The following is a 17,975-nucleotide window of genomic DNA, read 5'->3' on the forward strand; positions in this document are numbered from 1 at the left end:
AAGAGGACCACTCGCAGAGCTGAGCAGGCGTCCAAGTCGCACCTGTACAGCGCGCCATTGGAGGTGAGTGAGTGTGTGCCGAGAGGCTAAAGCGAAAATGCTTGAGGGCCTGATTCGCGAGTAGCTGGCGGTGGGCTCTCGATTCGACACGCACCTCACTGAGGGACTTACCCTACTCCGCAAATCTGGTCATGGCCGCGACGTGGTGCAGATGGTGCGGAATTGGCGATCTCGATGCAGGTAGCCCAGGACGGGTTGGAGCTCTGGCGGCGGCATCGGGCATGGGTACTCAGGACTTGCCCGGCACAGCGTCAGCTGCCAGACTTCCGGCGTCAATTTGCCAGTCGTGATGCGGAATGAACTGGATGCATGGCCTTCGCCCCCATGCGGACCCGGCCGCCTGCTCCCTCGGTCACAGCTGCGCACCCCGGCGGCGCCACGACAGTCCCGAATGTCAGGAGAGAATGCTTTTCGTTAGGAATCCTTGGCGCCCGGTGTCACGCCGCTGGGCCCAGCCGCGTATCGCAACTCTGAGCCATGGTCGATTCAATTGCCCAAGTCCTTAGAGGCTTGGCCGATAACCATCTCGCGGCCGTCCGCAGCTTATTGCCGCGTGATCGGATGGGGCGGTTTATCCTGTTCATCGAAGCGGTACGGGCGATGGACTACTGGGGAACGCATGCTCCCGCCCTGATCGGCGACAGCGACAAAGTCGCGCAATCTCTTGACCTGATGTATTGGGGATGGAACAAGGCGGTCGCCGAGCTCTTTGAACCACTGGATCAACCCGGCGCCTTCCCCTTGATGGAGAGCACTCAAGAATCCCGTGGCTACGCGGCCGCACTCATGCAGGAGTTTGGCAAGGTGTCGCTGCTGCGCCGGCTCGCCGACATGAGCGAGCGGGGACTCGTGGAGATCGCCCCGAATGGGGATGAGTATTTCATACGCATGGCGAAAGACGCCCGGGCTCAGTTTGCCGACTCCACCGAGATGGACCGACTAAAGGCCGCCGAGGCAGGATTGCAATCGTCGAGCGCGGGGTGGACGATTGCTTCGATGCAAGACGCCTTGCGCTCGCCCGGCATGCCGGGAAACTACATGGCCTTGGCCGATCCGCCGGTCACGCAGTGGCTGAGGCCCGACATCGAGGAGTTCATCAAGCCGCTCGTCAAACCGTGGGACACGGGGCGTGGAGTCATGGTCTCCTATGACGCGCGAATCGAGGTAGACGAGCACTACATGGCCGAGGCTCTCGCTCTTGCGAGCCTTTGGCGTGAAGACGCGGGCATACATGCCAAAGCCATGCTCGGTTCGATCAGTGGCGCCGACATCGCAGCTGTGGGCGCGGCGCTCATTAGTCTGCATTCCAAGCACTTCGGCTGCGTGTCGGTCGCCAAGAAGCTGTTTGGCGAAGTGTCGGTCGCCCAGAGCCTGACCATCTGGGGGCCGAGGAATGTGTTGGAAGAGTCGATCTCCACAATGAGCGGCCGACCCGAGCCCCTAGTTCACTCCGTGTTCAACGCGCTCGCTATGACATCGGAGCAGTCGAAGAAGCTGGCAGACCACTCGACGCCCTTAATTCCCTTGCTCTTCGACCTAGGCAATGGCTTTGTACTGCGGCCGGTCTCGTGCCTGACGCGAAATCCCTTTACTGCCGCCAGAACCCAGCACCAGTGGCTGGATGCACGCGCTGAACACGCCCTTGCCGCGGACCGAGAGGACTGGATGCGGGAGCACCTCTACGCGATGTTCGGCGGCCGGCGATACATCTGCTTCCCCGGCAACCTCAGGTTGCGCCGCGGCAATGCAGTCTTGACGGACGTCGACGCGACCGTATTCGACCGGCTCACCGGGGATGTCGGCCTCTTTCAGTTGAAGTGGCAAGACTATTCCACCAACGACGTGCGCCAACTCCGAAGCAAGGCTGCAAACCTTTCGGCCGAACTGATTGATTGGTCCTGCAAGGTCAGGTCCTGGATCGAGGAGAACGGCGTTTCCGCGCTCGACAAGTCGCTGCGGCTCAGTCAGAAACGTCGCGAGGCCGTCAGAAGCATTCAGCTCTTCGCCATTTCAAGGTCGTCTATCCGCACCCAAGGTTACGGCATCGAGACCGGTGCTCCTGGATTGGCTATGGCGGTTTGGCCACAATTCGCCCGTGTGCGCATGGAAATTGGCCCTTCAGAGCGGTCCTTGCGAGACATCCATGCGCGACTGCTTGAAGAGCACGCGCGGGTACCCAATGTCCATCCGATCCCGGTTTCAATTCGAGTTGGGGGATCGACACTCAATATGCACGATTTTTGGAACCGCATCGAAGATGGAGCCACACCTGGGGAGGCGGGGGGCTTTCCTGCGCGTGCTCTGTAGCATCAGCCCCGGACGCCGGGACCGCGCTCCCGGTCTGTTCAGGTCAAGCGGATGCCGGAGATCCCTCCACCGCTCGCCAAACTGATAACTGCTAAAACCTGTCTGGGCTATCGAGGGGAATGATCCAGCCTTTTACCTCGTCGCCGCGCGCAACCGTTGGCGGCTGAATCAGGCCCGACCGCTGGCCCTCGACGGCAAGGTCATGTCCAAGTATCGCGGTCCGCACGATTCGACGCGACACACCAATGAAGCGAGGCCGTAGGTCGAGTCTAGTCAGCGTTTTTTCATCGAATCTGGATAGGCGGTGGCCAGCAACGACGCCCAAACGTGTCACGGTACCGCCGACGAGCCCATCAGTAGCGAGTTCGCGGTCAATGGGTGCAACATGGGACAGACGCGTGTTTTCCAGCGATTTCAACGCCTCTTCGATAAGTGTCTTCTCTGGTCTTCTTGAAGATGTGAGATTGACTAGCGAGCTACTCAACTGCGAATGGCCAAGCGGAGCTAGCAACGTCGCCAGATGCCGGCGCAACAGGCCGATGACCATCGCACGTTCGTCTTCAGGAGAAAGGTCCTTCCCCGAATCTATCGGGTCTTGAACCGCCATCATCGGCAGACCAGTGCCCGCCTTGGCCGAGGCCCACCGCGTCGCAACCGCGATCCTCTTCACGGTGAGCTGGGCTCCGTTGTGGGTTATCGCCACACGTTGCGTCTGCAACCAAGCGCGCGCCAGCGCCTTGCCGGGACCGCCGCGGTCGTGACACCCCTTCGCTTCCGCAATCATAGGGGTGGTCCAAGTGGCAGAACAGGCGACCCAATCCGGCAGATCGCCACGTGCCATGCGGACGACGGAGATCCGGCGCCTTGGATCCAGCACTAGATTGGATTTCCCCAAATGAGCAAAGGCAGAGAGCCCAAAGTAGCGCTCGAGATAAGCGCGAGCAACAAAACGACCCAATAGCCCCGAGAGTGCTACCTTGACTTCTCTTGCTTGGCCCAATGGCTCCTGGAAGACAAACGGCGTATTAGCGCCAGTGCGCGTGAGAAGGGCGTCCAAAAGATTCCAGGTTCCTAGTGCTGGACCTGGCGTCTGAAGCACTTCCCTCAGTGCGGCATCTTCGATATCCCCCACGTCAAGCTTTACCAAAGGGGCCTTGACCGGGTCCAGTGCTGCGGGTTCGAACGTATAGCGAAACGTGCGTTCCATGGCGTGTAGCTGAATCACGGAAGCTTAGTCGAAGTATCCCGCTCGCTTAGCGACGGACTACAACACGCGGACGCGCCCGGGCCGCTCCAAGCAATCGCAGGCCCTCTCGGCCACATCGCGCTCGTCCTGCAGGTCCGCGCGGAGGCTGTCAAGGCAAGGCGAAGCTGAGCTACGATGACGCCCGGTCGCGCCGGCAGCTGCGGTACGTCGGCCCTGAGCTTCCAACATGCGCGAGAAACATGGTTGCGGCCGAATCAAAAGCTCGTTCGGGTAATTGACCACATGCAGGAACGCTGATCGGAGCTAGAAGGAGACCCATGCAGATCGTCCCATTCGCCGATCTCGGTAGTTCGGACCTCATCGTAGATCGAATTTACGAGGGAGGGCGCAAGAATCACGCTGGCGACGATCCCATCTCGAAGTTGCTTGCCGGCGCAGGGAATCAAGGAGGATTTCGGAAGCGCCGTGTGGCAGGTCGCGAGAGCTTCGTCGTCCTGTACACCAGCGGGGCGGAAACGGATTGGCCTGACAGCCTGGACGCGGCCACTGGTCAGTTTACGTATTACGGCGACAACCGGAGGCCGGGAAGCGAGCTGCATGACACGGCTAAAGGAGGGAATCGTTTGCTGCAACAGGTCTTCACCTGCTTGCACCAAACGCCCGCCTCACGTGATCTGATTCCCCCTTTCTTTGTGTTCCGGAGCTCACCAACTCCCGGTAGCGCGAGGTCCGTGCAGTTTTTGGGATTGGCGGTTCCTGGATTTCCCGGCGTGTCGGCGACGGACGATCTAGTCGCTGTTTGGAAAAGCACCGGTGGACAGCGGTTTCAAAACTACCGCGCGATTTTCACGGTGCTGAAGTGCAGTACGGCCAGTCGTCAGTGGCTGGATACCCTGAGCAATGTCCGTCCTGATGTTGCGGCAGCACCGAAGGAGTGGCGTGATTGGGTGCAAACAGGTAAATATGCCCCGCTCGCGGCCCCGCCGATCCGGGTGAGCCGCAGCGTAGAGGAGCAGTTGCCGAATACGCAAGGTAAGTGGGCCCTACTGAATCGCGTGTGGGAGCGTTATGCACAGGACCCTCACGGGTTCGAACGGTTTGCCGCTCGCGTTTTCCAGCTCATGGATGCACGTGTGATCATCGACGGCGTCACTCGTGCGGCGGTTGACGGAGGCAGGGATGCATTCGGCCGCTATCGGCTTGGACTTGGGGCCGATCCGGTATTCGCCGAATTTGCCCTGGAGGCGAAATGCTACAAGCCGCCCGCTAATGGCCAACCGGGAACAACGGTCGGGGTCAAGGAAGTGGCTCGGCTAATCTCAAGAATCAGGCAGCGCCAATTTGGTGTCCTGGTCACGACCTCGGTGATGGACGGCAGGTCTATGAGGAAGTTCGGGAGGATGGTCACCCGATTCTTCTGCTTTGCGCGCGCGATATCACGGAAGTGCTGATGCAGGCTGGCTATCACGAGCCAAGTGCATTAGAGGCGCTGTTCGATGCACCGGACCCATATGCGTGAACGCGGCGACGCGTACCTACTGACGAAATCCTATTGAGCACGAATAAGCCGAGTCAACGGCAGTGATGCGGTTCCAGGCATGGAAGTTGGCAACATATCTGCCGCGACCCATGGTCTCGGGCGATTTGAGGGAGTAAGCAACAACGTTCGAACCTGCGCCCAAAAGAGCATCGAGCATGGCGCTCGGAACTGCGGTGATCGAGACGGCGCGGTCGTCAGGTTCCGCTCGGATGCGAATAGTTGTGAAGCCATCACAGCTAGTCGTGGATTCCGTGCTACCGGCGACGTCGTACGGCGATAGAAAATCGCTGGGGGTTCTGCCTAGCAGTCCACGCGCGTACGTCGTGCATGATGGGCGATAACTGCAGGTCATGCAGTGTGTTCCTGGCGTCGCCAGCGCCTCCGATGAAATATATTCATGCTTAGGCAGAACAGTCTGGATCTGCTGCAATGTTTGGAGCACGTTAGCTCGCAGCCCGTCATCCAGCTCCTTGGCCCATGTCGCTCGCGGGCTGCGGAGCTCAAGAACCACCTTTCGAGGACCAAGCCTCTCCAATGCGACCATGGCGTACGCAGAGAGCTGTAGGACGTAGTCAGGATTCGGCTCTCCCGCACGAGTCGCGCCTAGTTTGTAATCGACAACATGGACTACAGAGCCTCGTTGCTCGATTAGATCTGCGCGACCTTCGATATCCATCTTATCGCTGTGAAGCCATAGTTCGCTCCCGAATGGGTTCATCTGCTTTTCGCTCGGGAAATCTCCGCGCGCGATTGCCGCCCTTCCTGCTGCGATTGGTCTGAGCTTCAGTTCGTGGTAGGTAAGTTGCGTGGCTTGATCCAGCAGCGATCTTGGCAACACCGAATCGATACCTTCGCGTGCACACGCCCATCGTGCAAGCCACCCACCGTTCGACAGGACAGCTTTCCGGAATTCGTCGCGTATCAGCTCTCGCACGAGCTTGCCGGACAATTCGTTCTGAGTTGGTCCAGTCTCGATAACCTTATGGAACGCAGATCCAAGGAGCGCAGCCGGCGCTGGGCTCAGTCGCTCCAGATCCGGCCGTTCGGTTTCGAATAGGTAGCGTAGCGCGCAGAGGTTGAAAAGTCCTAGCTTGGATGGTCGGATGGGCCTAGTTCGTTGCAGCGCTGCTGCAGATCCAGATCGCTTGCTGCCATCCAAAGTCAAGGATTCGCCTCCTTGAGCCTTGATAACGATTCTCCCATCCTGCGCGACAGGTCGAACGTCGTCACGAACTGAAGATCATTTTCCAAGCCGAACGAGTCCAACTCTGGCTTTGAATCCTTGAGCCTATCCACAGACCAGAAAGGGTGAACGACTGCCGCCCAGCGACGCGCTGCAAGCCGGAAGGTAGGTACTCCGTCGAGTACGGTAACCTCCCCGCCAAGTAAGGCAGCCGCCTCGCTCGCAAGCCTCTTCGCAATTTCTGGCCAGTCGTGAACGCCCGGGTACGAGAAGTCATCATCGAATCCTGCTACGTAAGTACGGGACAAGAGAAGATGCAACACGTCGAGGCCCAGACGCCAGTCGAGTAAACCGTGATAGGCCTGGTTCCCGTACCGGTGCAAGCACTTATAGCAGCCCGTGTAGCAAGATTTCGCGTGCTCTTCAGCCAACAAATCGGCAAGCGGCGATTGCGACGGCGTCGCGGCTACCCGGCGTATGACATCCCAGATGATGGGACTGCTGGATCCAACGGACGGTTGCGAAAGGCGATTAGTGAGCCCTGAGCCATTGACAAGGTCGTCGCACAATTGGAGCACTGGCAGGAATGCTCCGTCTCCGGTGGCTTGTAGCCTCGGCTCTAGGATCTCGAACTCGTCGGGGTCGACATCGAGGATCTCGCGCGATGCATGGTTCACCAAAAGGAAGAGAGCGGACAAGGCGCCGGCTCTGAATCCGGACGACAGGGTTCGTTGACCCTGTTGGCTGGTGGCGACGATCGCCAGTTGAGGCGGCAATTCATCAGGCACCAAGACCAGTGAGTCCGTGACTTTCGGCGCTGCTAGATAGAACGGACCAGAGTGCTCGCCGCGTGGAACGAACCTGCTGCTGATCGGAGAAGAACTCGAGTCCAACTGTGCGGCCTGGGGATCGATCCATACTCCGTTCACGTATAGCCTCTGTTGCGGGCCGCCGTTTCGATACGGCACGACGATGTCGCCTTGATCCGCGTGCCAACCTACCCAAGCACCGTCCCGAAATTCGCCTCTGTTCAGGCGATACACCTGCGATTGCGTGCTCGTCCCAATGCGAACGTTCGAGCCTTCTAGCTTTGTTGCAACCAGCGGTTCCGCCTCGGCAACACTGGTCTTGGCCGCCCGTGCGGTGTTTTCCTCGCCAGATTCGTCCGGCTTCTTGGTCACGAGCGACGTGATGAATCCAAAGGGAGCGTACGCGGTGTGAACCGAGCTTCCGCTCAGGTCATAGCCACATGCCAGGCAAGTGCCTTGTGGTGCAGTTGGGGTTGAGGCACGAGACCAAGATAGGCAGACGCTGCATTCCACCAAGTACCGAGGAATGCCAAGTTCCCGGGGCTCCGCGTTGAAGCGGGAAGGACTAGCCCAGTCCTTCTGCAACGTCTCGCCGGCATACCCGGCAGTGAAATACCTGCGCTTGTCCTGGACTAGCACCTTCCCTGGAGCAAATTCTTGAATTGCCACATCAAGATCCCTGTCCATGGACAGGAATTTCAAGTCATTGCCTTTTCCTGTCGGTCGCGTATGTAGGAGTCGCACGCGTGTGGGCATGCCGTACATCGGGAAGTAACCGTGTTCAGCCAGTGCCTCCGCAAGCCCCTTCGCCTGGAGCGATCGATCTTCTAGAACAATCTCTATGTACCGCAATGCGGCTTCGACAGACAGTGCGGCAAGTACCTCGGCAGTCCGTGCGGCTTCCCCTTGGAAACAGAGTAGCGCAAACTGATCTCGTATCGCTTCACAACTCGTCAAGGCAGCCTTGATCCGGGGGAGCCATTTCGGGCGTGCTTCCCTCAGCGTGCGCACCCTAAAGAATTCTCCGTGATTGTCCGGCTGAACGCGTAGTTCGTCTCCCGGCCAGCCCCGTGCATGCGTCCTGCGGAGCTCCCTGAATGCAGCGACGAACCAGATCTTCAGAATCAGCCGACTCGCAATCTGGTTCAAGGTCGTAGTAAGGAACGGTGGCGGGGGCGGATCGCCTGTTATTTGTGCGGGATTGCGGAAGTAGTGCAGGTCATGACTCTTGCTCCGACACACCGTCAAGACAAATGAGAACGCCTGGCCTCGTCTCCCAGCGCGACCGACTCGCTGTTGATAATTGAAGCGCTGAGGCGGCATGTTGGCTTGGAAGACCGAACGTAGATCCCCGATGTCAACTCCGACTTCCATCGTTGTCGTCACTGACAAGACGTCGACGACTCTCGCTTGCATGTCAAGCTCTGGGTCCGTTGCGGCACCCTCGAAACCAAGCGGCAGTATGTCATCCTCGTCGTTGATCAAGATGCCCTTGAACCTTCGCAATCGCGCGGCGGGATTGTTGGTCATGCCTGTGAGTTCCTCGGCACGCATCCTGCGAATTCCCAGTCCTTTGGCTAGCAGGATCCGCTTGCCCAAGAAACTACTCGCCCTGAGTTCTGTCACTGTTCCGTTGGGGTCGTCTGCGAGCAATGTCCCGCAACGGGTACACACAGTCGCGCCGCGGTGCAGGTGTATGCGCCCGCAGTTCACGCATCTCCAATAGTGTGCGTCGTGTGCGACTGGCTTGTAGTGCAAGTTGGCAATCGATACGATGCCACCAAGGTGGCCGGCCCGTTGCATTTCGCTCAAGAGTTCGTCTGCAAGCGTTAGGGGATCGTCGCCAGTGGCTGAACCTACCGCCCGGAGAAAGTGGGCCAGTCTGCGCATCCTCATCGCATCTGCGCCCGTCGACCAAATAGATATTGGTCCATCGAACGGAGAAGGGTCGAGCCGGTACGAATCCGCTAAGACCCGCAGCATCGCGTCGAACTTAGCGAGCTGGGCACGTGTAATGCCTTCTCTTACCGGGAGGCACGGATATCCCCATCCGGACTCTTCGACTGCAAAGTAAGTTTTGCTGAAGACGGTGCCGCCTACAAGCTTCAGAAGTTCCGTCGCGATGCACCGGAATGCGGCCGAATAATCATCAATGCGACTTGGGCTTCGCGCCCAACACCATGCACCCGCAGTTCGCTCGAACAGCTGCTGCCACGCAAAGGCTATCCCTGTGGTTGTAGATTCAGGTACCGTGGAAACGCCTGTCCGGTCTATCGGGTGAATTCCGGCCTGGACTAGTCCGGCGAGCAGCGGCCTCAACGGAGCTCCCATCTGTGGTTCGATGGGCTCGACGATGTCACGGAGAGGAAGGCAGTCTTGTGCTGATTGCTTCAGCTTGGTCCGAAGCTCGGCTATCGTCCTGCTGATTTCAGCCAGTTCGTCTTCTTCGTCGTCAGTCCGTTCGTCCTTCAGCACCAGCTCTTTTTGCCGGCTCGATGCGCGAGTGATGTCCCGCTGGATCTGTTCAGGGGAGGCAAGCCGGTCGGCGATCTCCTGCATGCTGCGTACGACGAGCTCGCGTCTGACGTCGTCGTGGTGGCCGCCCTCTAGGTCGAACGCGGCCTTCGCTGCGTCCTGCCGGCTATCTGAAAACGAAACGAGCCGCTCGTTCGGCTTCGATCTCTGGAGTTCCGCCATAAGCGAACTCGCGAGCAACTGCGTTGTCTTCGCGAAACCGACGCGGAACCCTCGTATCGGCGAACTCCGCCCACCAGCCTTGCGGTATGAGATGGCGCAGGCGGGGCATTGAAAAGGAAGGGCCGAACCGGAATCCGTCCACGAACTCTGATTTCGCCGAATCTCGCCCCGGAACTTCGCCGGGTCGGGATCTACGTGGTACAACCACCCGGCAATGCGGTCGGATTCTTTGAGAATCGGGGGGCTCGGGGTGATCGTTGCTGAGAACGTGTCGTATTCGGCCTGCTTCCAGGCACCTTGAGCATCATCGAAGTCAGGCTGCTCGTTCCCGATGGGTGCGAACCGACTGACCACAGGCATGAACAACGCGTATTCTTCCGCGGATCGTTGCTCCACCTGATTGACCTTCGCGCGTTCCGGCAGTGATTCGGTGTCCGGGTCATTCGGCAAGAGCTCCACCTGACCACCTGCTGCGCGTCCCTTTCGACCGCCGAAGAAGAGAGTGCCACAACACTCGCAATACAGCAGGTCTACCCGTCGGGTCCGCCTGCCATCAATTTCATGGCCATAGCGGACGCCGGACTCAACGGTTAGGTCTCCGAATAGCAGGTCAGTCCTCTCGCGAAGCGGTAGCCCAATGGGCGCGGGCCGGGGTGCGGCGAATAAACCTTCTATAGCGCGTATGAACGTATGTACCCGGAATCTTGGCGCGGCCGACGCATGGGGAAATTCACGTCCAAACCACGAGTCCCACTTGTCACTGCACGACCGGAGCCACACCAGCGCATGTGTGGCCGCGACCGCATCTTGGTGCCTGCCAAAAATGTTCGCCGCCACGTTGCTGATGGCGGTCGCGCGGCTGGCGCCACCAGAAGTACAACCTACCTCCAAGAGGCGCCCCGCCTTCGCAACAAGTAGCGCGGCTAGGTCTTCTGTCGGTCCTGTGTGAGGAGGCAGCGCCAGTGCTTCTGCAATCGTTCCCCATGCGGCAGCGGTTGGGAGTCCTTGTGACTCCTCCACCTGCGACTTCATCTGGTCGACTGCGTCCCGGAACTCTTCGATCCTTCCCGTGAACGCTTCGTTGGGCACCTGAGGAGACGCCCCCCGGACGATTGCAGATCGCCAGTCTTCGCGCTTAGCCGACGACGGCAAACCCGAGTTGCCGAAGAAGCCCCACAAGTAGTCCAGGCTCTGCTCTCCCAGATCACCGTCTACAGGGAGGGAGGCGCTGGAACAAAGGACCCGAAGCTTATGCCTGTGCTGAGGATGATGCAGCCCCAGTTGCTCGAGGACTGCACGGAGTAAGTAGGCGACCTCAGTGCCTGCGGAGCCGCGTTGCAGGTGCAGTTCGTCCAAAACTAAGTAGAAGTACGCGTTCGGATCACTTTGGAGCCATTCCCGCGTCTGCGCGAATATGCCTTCGTCAATCTCGCGCACGAGCATCGTAGACAGCATGCTCGTGTTCGTAATCAAGATGTCAGGGGGGTGCCGTTGCATGTCCCATCGGCTTACAACCTCGCCACCAAGCGGTCGGGGAAAATTAAACGGCAGTGACTCATCGCTTGTACCGCTTCGGCCTCGTGAGAGCTCGTTCACTGCTTTTGTGTGGGTCTCTTCCAGCAAGCGCATGTACTTTCTGAGTTCGGCGACCCGACGTGCGGCTCGCTCCTGCTCTTGCTTGGTTTTGATGCGCGGATGTTCGAGCCAGCCGGTTACCTTCGTGGCGCCCGTGTACCGCCCGAAAAAGATTCTGTTGCCGCCGAAGTGCCTCGACATGACCGTGTGAGCCGCATCGGAATCAAGTGCGCGTCGTAGCCGGACCATTTGGTCTTCGACCAAGGCGTTCATCGGGTACAGGACCAGCGCGCGTACGGCTTTCGGCCGGGTGGACGATTCCCATGGGGCCTCACGGGGGAACGTGGGCCAAGTTTCCTCGTCCTTCCACCATGGAACCCAGCTGCCAAGGCGGGGGCTAGGAGTCCAGCCAGTTGCTTCGCGGGAAATTGCTGCCAGTATTGGGAGGAGAAATGACTCTGTCTTTCCCGATCCTGTTCCAGAAGTGACTATCCCCGGGGACGCAACACCGATCCCGTTCCTTAACATTTCGAGCTGGTGCGTGAAGAGCTTGAACCGCCCCTTGGTTGGTTCCGCCTTGTCTGCTGGGATCAATCCAGCAAGACAAAGGTCGATGAACGCTTGGCGCTCGCGAGGAGAAAAGCCCGGCAGCCATGTCCGGCCGTGCTCGTTGTCGCTTAGGTCGTCGATCCTCAACCCGTAGTCAAGATATTGCGGCAGCGGCTCAAGGAACGGTTCCGTCGATAACGCTTCGGGTGTTTCGAGTAAGAGGCGCCTCTTGCGTTGGATTTCGGGGTCACCTATGCGGAAGGCAGTTTCCAAATAGGTGATGTAGAAGTCCTGGATGGACTGGAATGTCTGGAGTGGATTCTGCATTGTGGTACCTCCTCAATCTTCGGCTCCGCGCGTGAAGCTGGGGGCCTTGCTCGTAGTTAGAGCTTCTACGAGCGCTTCCAAATAGGACGGCACTCCACCACCAGTGTTAGCGGAGATGACCGACTGGCCCGGCCTTCCTGCGCGCAGCAGCGCTGCAGCGAGCAGGCCCGTCTCAGCTGGATGGGTGCCCAGCTTCTCGGCTATCCCTGCAATGGCGCTCTCTGGTTTGTGAATCGTCTCCAGCGGCGCTTCTGGTGCGAGATCGCACCAACTCTCTAGAGTCATCTCGGAAGGCGTCGAATCTACGGTGTGATCTGGCTCCGGTTCATCCCCCCAGACGTGGTCTACGCTGACGATGGGAATTTCTAGCGACAACGGCTCGCAGATCGGGAAAGTCGCTGTTCCGCATTCGAATTCGAGAAGGAAGATCAACGGCGCGCTTAGATCACACAGCCTTGCGGTCCCTCGGTCATCCCACGCAATGCGCCGCTCAATGAGCGGTTGTGAGAGCGCTGAAAGGAGATCCGGTAAGAAGGTTTCAGGAGGTACCCGGTTTGTTCCTTTGAGTCTGATCATGGACGACCGGCCATGCCGCGACTGCGCCGAAATGAACTCGCCCAGCGGCATGGCACTCGACGCAGAGGGAGATTGGATGAGTGCAGGCGTCCTCAGCAAGTCAGTCATCCCGAAAACATCCGCACTGACGGATATTGAACATCGCGTCCCGCTAGCGAGAACGTGGCTTAGAACTGACGCTACTTGGTCACGTCTCCTTCCGTGGAGGCCGACCACTCCGCAGGCACGTCCCGCGGCGACGATCCCCGCCAGCATCTGGCCGCTGAGACCGGTAGCGTAGGTTGCGCGCATTACTGCGTTCTTGATGTCCTTTGCCGATCTAAGTGGCGCTCCGACAGTGAACCTGCCGATGTCGGCATCCAACTCACTTGAGGGGCTGGAGATCGGCGCCGCCGAAGATGCTGTTGCACGTTGGGCGTCTCCCACGATGCCGCGGAAGAGTGCTATTGAGGCGAGGGTATCTAGGCCTTCCGCGCTCGCCTTCTCGAAAACGGATTTGATCTTCTTCGCTAGAGTGGCCTCTTGTTCGCGGGCTGCCTTCCTTGCGCCCTCCAGACTTTCAGTAAGCCGGCGCTGCTCATCCCTCAATTTATCTGTCGCCTCGCGCTCCTTATTGAGGTCGCTTACCACCCGCTCCCTGGCAGCTGCGACCTCGGCGTCAATGCGAGCCTTTATCTGTGGTATTGAAATGAGCTGGTCTATCACATCAGCGATGCCTTCCCGTAGTCCAACTGCGCGCTCCAAGCGCTCGCGTGCGCTGTGCAGCGCGGAACCCCATTGCTCGCCTTGCTCGGCTTCGAGAAATTCGCAGAGAGCGGCTATTTGCGCCCGAGTGAAAGGAGGAAACCCCCGCGACAGGTGCTCGGCGCGCAATAAGCGTTTCAACAGCAGCAGTGGAGGTGCGCAGTCCAACTTAGCCGTAGATGCTGGTAGTGGCCCTATTACGATGCGCCGGCCGCCCTTTAGGGTAACGCCATGGACGGACGCGAACGCATCCAACGGCTTGTCGAACCGATAGCTGGCCAGTCCTGCCGATGCCTCTGCCGGCGGCCTCAGTAGGAGCCCGTCCGAAAGTTCGAATAATGGCAAGCACCCTTGTGGGGCAGAGTATTCAGTTTGGAGCCACTGCCTCAGGGCATCCGGATCAGTGGAGCCGTGCGGGACACTGACCACGTCATAGACTCGACCAAGCACGGATGACGCGACGAATTGCGTCGGCTTGTCGGTTGCCTTCCGTTCAACCCTCCAGGTAGACGTCGCGCCGACGATGTATGAGCCAGGAGGCCCTGCTTTCGGAAACGCTGTGATGTCGCCGGAATGTTGATAGATCGATTTCGCCTCGTCCCTGGATAGCTCAATGAATCCAGATGGGCCGACCACTCCCAGGACGTGCGCGAAGACTTGCCCGCCCTCAAGTTGATTGCTGACCTGGGCGACCACTGCGACATCTTCAGGATCAAAGTCCGGAGAGTCCTGTAAGCTACGTTTGGGTCTGGTATCGAATGATCGAGGTGTGCGTGGCTGCTGTTCCTTTATCCCTGTGAGCAGGGGCAGCAAGGAACGACCGGCGGGCTGTTGTGCAAGGACGTCATGGGATCGCTGAAACGAAGCCTCGTCTCCCTTAACTAAGGCGGCGAGGGCGGCGACAAATCCAACCAGCGGTTCGTCGCCGGCCTGCACTTCGCGCCCTCCGAGAATCTCACCGAAAAGTGCGGTAGGGTCCTTCTCGTCGCTGGAGCGAACATGCGCAACAGCTCGCCGAGTTTCAGCGGGCCGGACGAAGTCCAGGATTTCTGCGGGCGGGTTTGGTCGAACAAATCCCGCCAGGATTGCACGCCATTCCGGCTTCAGCCGCGCATCTGGCAGTCGCTCTTGCGGCAGATTCCTCAGAAGCTCGACCGCAAGCTCTGGTTGCCTGGCGTCGTCGAAGGTGCAGTTCTTCAAGAACCACTCTCGAACGATGCGTAAAGCTGCGTCCGGAAACGTCGCAAGTACCGCTGCAGCTTGCTTGGGGGTTGCGGGAACGTTCTGGACCTTGGCTCCCGCGACGATCAGGCGTTTCTGAGATTCGTCGATGCAGCGAGCGAGTTCGTGCTCCTCGGCTCCTAGCGAGAAAAGCAATTCAATCTGCTTGTTTCTTGGTGTCGAATTTCGATGTGCCACTGCTAACTCTGGGTGGTTTATTGAAAGGGCCGCCTAGCACCACTCGTCCTGCGGCGTATCCGCAGCGCAAGTTCGCGACGAGCCACGCCAACGCCTTGGCGAGGTGCGTCGCGGTGATCCGCCGGCCAACCAAGGTCCAGCGCGCGCTTCTGTAACATGGTTCCGGTAAATACCGTGTGCCCCGACGGTGCGATGCCAATACAGCCCCCCCCGTGAAGCATCCACCATCGATTTATTGGTGTTGGCAGTTCCAGCAAGGACTTGGGCCACCATAGCGAGCCGTCGATCATTCGCGTTGCAAGGCTCTTCCTTTGCAGGGCCTCTGAGAGCAACCATGCCCAGAGGACAGAATCAGTTCTTGCATAGGCCGTGTCGGAGAGCTTCACCCAAATCAGTGTCCTCTCACCCCGGGTACTGCGTAGTACGCAACCAGTGGATGCATCCCCTGGCGTAGCTCCGGATGGTTCCCATTTCCGCGCAGGAGCATTCCAGCTTTCCAAGGGAGTACCCATCGGGGGCGATGGAGTTACTTGGATCGCCGTACGTTCGGGGAGAACGCCATCAAACGGAGCGTCCTCATCTGGGTTCACTACGGATGCGAACCCAATCTCACGCGCAAGTTCATGTGCCCGAGAGGGCGCATCGAGTTCGACTTCCAGGCATCCCAACGAAGGAATGCCACGAGACGTGACCCAGCTGCACGACTCGCCTCCGTTCATGAATGAGCGGATTCGGGTAACGTCGTGCTGGCATAGCAGCCCTACCACTCGGCCGACCACCCGATCGCCGTCGAGTGAGACGCTTATCTGCCGCTCGGAAAGGGCAACGCAATTGTGCGGCGTGCTGCGGTTTGTCAGGGTCCGCAGCCACTGACCCGCGAACAGTAGCCGCCGCACTTGCCACGGGCGTAGGCCGCAGGCGGTGGCAGCTCCTTGAAGGTGTTCCTCCAAGAGATCGAACGTGAGGGTGCTCCGGTTCTGGAACCGAACAAAAAGTGCTTCAGCCAGCCAATGCCACGGCGCTACCAAGCCATCCACCCTGAGTACGTCAACAACGGGCGGCGAATCCTTTGCTGGGACGTCCAAAACGAACCTGACATCGCGAGGCCACTTTGACGTAGGCCCAGCTGACGCGACACGCGCCTCGCGTCCGTCGAGGTCCTCAAGCGTGCCACGGCGGCCGTCCACCAGCCAACGTGATCGGTCTTTGATGCTTTGAGGAGAACCGGGCAGGCCTACTGGAACGAGGAAGACTTTCAAGGTTTCCACGCTCCCATCGTGCCGTTCCAACATGTACTCTGCACTCGCTGCCTCGCTTGTGCCAGACAGCTCGGAAGCCATGGGTTGGAACGAGCCTTCGTCGTCTTGCGCAAGTACAACGCGCAGTAGTTCGGCGCCCTCGAAGCCGAACAAGCGAAGGTACCCCGACACTGCTCCATCCATCCGCACCTTCGGGTTGCTCGCCGGGCTGAGGAGTAAAGCCCGGCCTACCCAGGCGCCCCCTGAAAGGCGGGGTCTCGGTGGGCTCCAGCCGGCGCCGATCATGCGTCGGACTGAGGGTGGCGCATTTGCAAGGACCCTGGCGAGTCCTTTCGTGCTGATGCCGCGACATAGGAATCCACGCCAGCCATCCAGGGTGGTTTCCTCGCCAAGCTGAATCCAAGGAATCCCAAGGTGACGCAATTGCAGCTCAAGCTGCGTCGCGAGAGTGGACTTCACAACGAAGCATGCTGGACCGTTGTCGTAATGGGCTCCGTCCGTGGAGAACGTGCCGAGCGCATCTGGGAAAAGGGCGAGCCAACCTTCCGCCAGTTCCTTGCCCGCCTTGCTCTCCCTGATGGTTACATGGCGTCGAAACAGACCGGCCAAGGTCTGTAGATCGGGGTATGCCGAACCGTCCGACAGAACGTACGTGTCGTCGCCCCTCAATCCAAGTTGAATGGTTTCGACGTGAGGGGCGAGCCGAGCCTTTGCAACAGCATCCAGCAACACATAGAGTTGGGGCGCATTGGTGTCAGAGACGTCGACTTGGATCCACGTTTTTCCCCGTACTCTTTGCCGCGCCGCCTCTTCCTCGAGCGTGATGTCTCGTATTGCCCCCCAAAAGGGAGAGTCGTACGCGGCGTGAAAATCCGCTCTGCTAAGTAATGTGGAAAACTCCCGTAGCTCCTCCTTGAAAGAGGGAGAGAACGCGTTCAACCGCGCGTATGCAGCAGTTGCGACTTCAGCAAACTGCGAGTCCGCCGAAAGCCCAACTTCGGACAGGAGTTTTCGCAGTTCGAGTTCATCCTTGTAGGTAGGAAATGCAATGCGCTTGGAGTGTCCGATGCGGGTTTCATGCTTTGGATCGGGCAACACGAGAACTGCACAATCTCCGCGCGATTTAGCGCGAGTGACGCTCCATTCCCGGAGGCGCTTCCACATTGCCGGTAGATCTTCGAATCCCATGTTTCCCGGCTCTATTGGGCTCACCAATTCGGCAAATCGTCTCCTGAAATCTCCTTCCGTATACGTGTTGTCGTCGGCCGATGCAGCAAGCAGTGAAAGGTAGAGCGCAGCAAAGATTGGCGGGATCGATCGCTTCCGCGAGGCAGCGGTGATGATCGACGACAGATGGAACCGCGCTCGTAGGGAGCTTGGGGTACTGCCGAAGGAGGCGATGAAAGCCTTACGCGCGTCAACGTCGCGGCACCCTGCGTCACCAGTGCATCTGGCTAAGAACCGAGCGTTCGCGTCGATTCGGCTGATCGTGCTTCCTACCCGACTCGGGTCAAGGAAGACCGCGCGTAGTAAAGCCTCATTCCACTGCTCAAGCGACCAGGTTTGCCAGGTCATTCGGAATCCAGCAGGGGAGGTCGAAAGAAGTACATGGAGGACCTGCGGCAGCTCATCGACTCTCGCAGAGCTTTGGCGAGCGGTCAACGCGAACTTGCCCCGGGTGTAGTGCGGCCGCCTGTCTAGGATGATGCGGGTCGCGGCGGCC

The 17,975-nt window shown here is 59.2% G+C and carries 7 protein-coding genes; 2 read left to right on the forward strand and 5 right to left on the reverse strand.

The window, feature by feature from the left end:
• The first annotated feature begins 537 nt into the window (after window positions 1–537).
• On the forward strand, window positions 538–2,367 hold the full coding sequence (locus V6M57_RS15890; RefSeq protein WP_332815970.1) for a hypothetical protein: 1,830 nt from the start codon (window positions 538–540) through the stop codon (window positions 2,365–2,367).
• Window positions 2,368–2,458: 91 nt separating this feature from the next.
• Here V6M57_RS15890 and V6M57_RS15895 read toward each other — a convergent pair whose 3' ends face one another.
• Window positions 2,459–3,574, reverse strand: coding sequence for a hypothetical protein (locus V6M57_RS15895; RefSeq protein ID WP_332815971.1), 1,116 nt, complete (start codon window positions 3,572–3,574; stop codon window positions 2,459–2,461).
• 317 nt (window positions 3,575–3,891) lie between these two features.
• Between V6M57_RS15895 and V6M57_RS15900 the strand changes: the two genes are divergently transcribed.
• On the forward strand, window positions 3,892–5,025 hold the full coding sequence (locus V6M57_RS15900) for a restriction endonuclease (protein ID WP_332815972.1): 1,134 nt from the start codon (window positions 3,892–3,894) through the stop codon (window positions 5,023–5,025).
• A gap of 84 nt (window positions 5,026–5,109) precedes the next feature.
• Here V6M57_RS15900 and V6M57_RS15905 read toward each other — a convergent pair whose 3' ends face one another.
• Genes V6M57_RS15905 through V6M57_RS15920 form a run of 4 tightly spaced genes read right to left on the reverse strand, consistent with a single transcriptional unit; the run spans window position 5,110 to window position 17,827 of the window.
• A complete protein-coding gene (locus V6M57_RS15905) occupies window positions 5,110–6,279 on the reverse strand; it encodes a RecB family exonuclease (protein WP_332815973.1) in 1,170 nt (389 codons plus the stop codon).
• Entirely contained in the window at window positions 6,276–12,254 is a 5,979-nt protein-coding gene (locus V6M57_RS15910) for a DEAD/DEAH box helicase (protein ID WP_332815974.1), read from the reverse strand. The genes V6M57_RS15905 and V6M57_RS15910 overlap by 4 nt, the downstream gene beginning before the upstream one ends.
• A gap of 12 nt (window positions 12,255–12,266) precedes the next feature.
• Complete coding sequence (locus V6M57_RS15915; protein WP_332815975.1) at window positions 12,267–14,993, reverse strand: hypothetical protein; 2,727 nt, start codon at window positions 14,991–14,993, stop codon at window positions 12,267–12,269.
• 17 nt (window positions 14,994–15,010) lie between these two features.
• Window positions 15,011–17,827, reverse strand: a complete 2,817-nt coding sequence (locus V6M57_RS15920; RefSeq protein WP_332815976.1) for a hypothetical protein — start codon at window positions 17,825–17,827, stop codon at window positions 15,011–15,013.
• Between the last annotated feature and the right edge of the window lie 148 nt (window positions 17,828–17,975).

It is taken from the genome of Ramlibacter sp. (genome assembly GCF_036676645.1).
Taxonomy (GTDB): domain Bacteria; phylum Pseudomonadota; class Gammaproteobacteria; order Burkholderiales; family Burkholderiaceae_C; genus Ramlibacter.

Excerpts from the sequence above, each read along its gene's own strand:
- V6M57_RS15895 (WP_332815971.1), bottom strand. The coding sequence starts at position 3,574 with ATGGAACGCACGTTTCGCTATACGTTCGAACCCGCAGCACTGGACCCG.
- V6M57_RS15910 (WP_332815974.1), bottom strand. The coding sequence starts at position 12,254 with ATGCAGAATCCACTCCAGACATTCCAGTCCATCCAGGACTTCTACATC.
- V6M57_RS15920 (WP_332815976.1), bottom strand. The coding sequence starts at position 17,827 with ATGACCTGGCAAACCTGGTCGCTTGAGCAGTGGAATGAGGCTTTACTA.
- V6M57_RS15900 (WP_332815972.1), top strand. The coding sequence starts at position 3,892 with ATGCAGATCGTCCCATTCGCCGATCTCGGTAGTTCGGACCTCATCGTA.
- V6M57_RS15890 (WP_332815970.1), top strand. The coding sequence starts at position 538 with ATGGTCGATTCAATTGCCCAAGTCCTTAGAGGCTTGGCCGATAACCAT.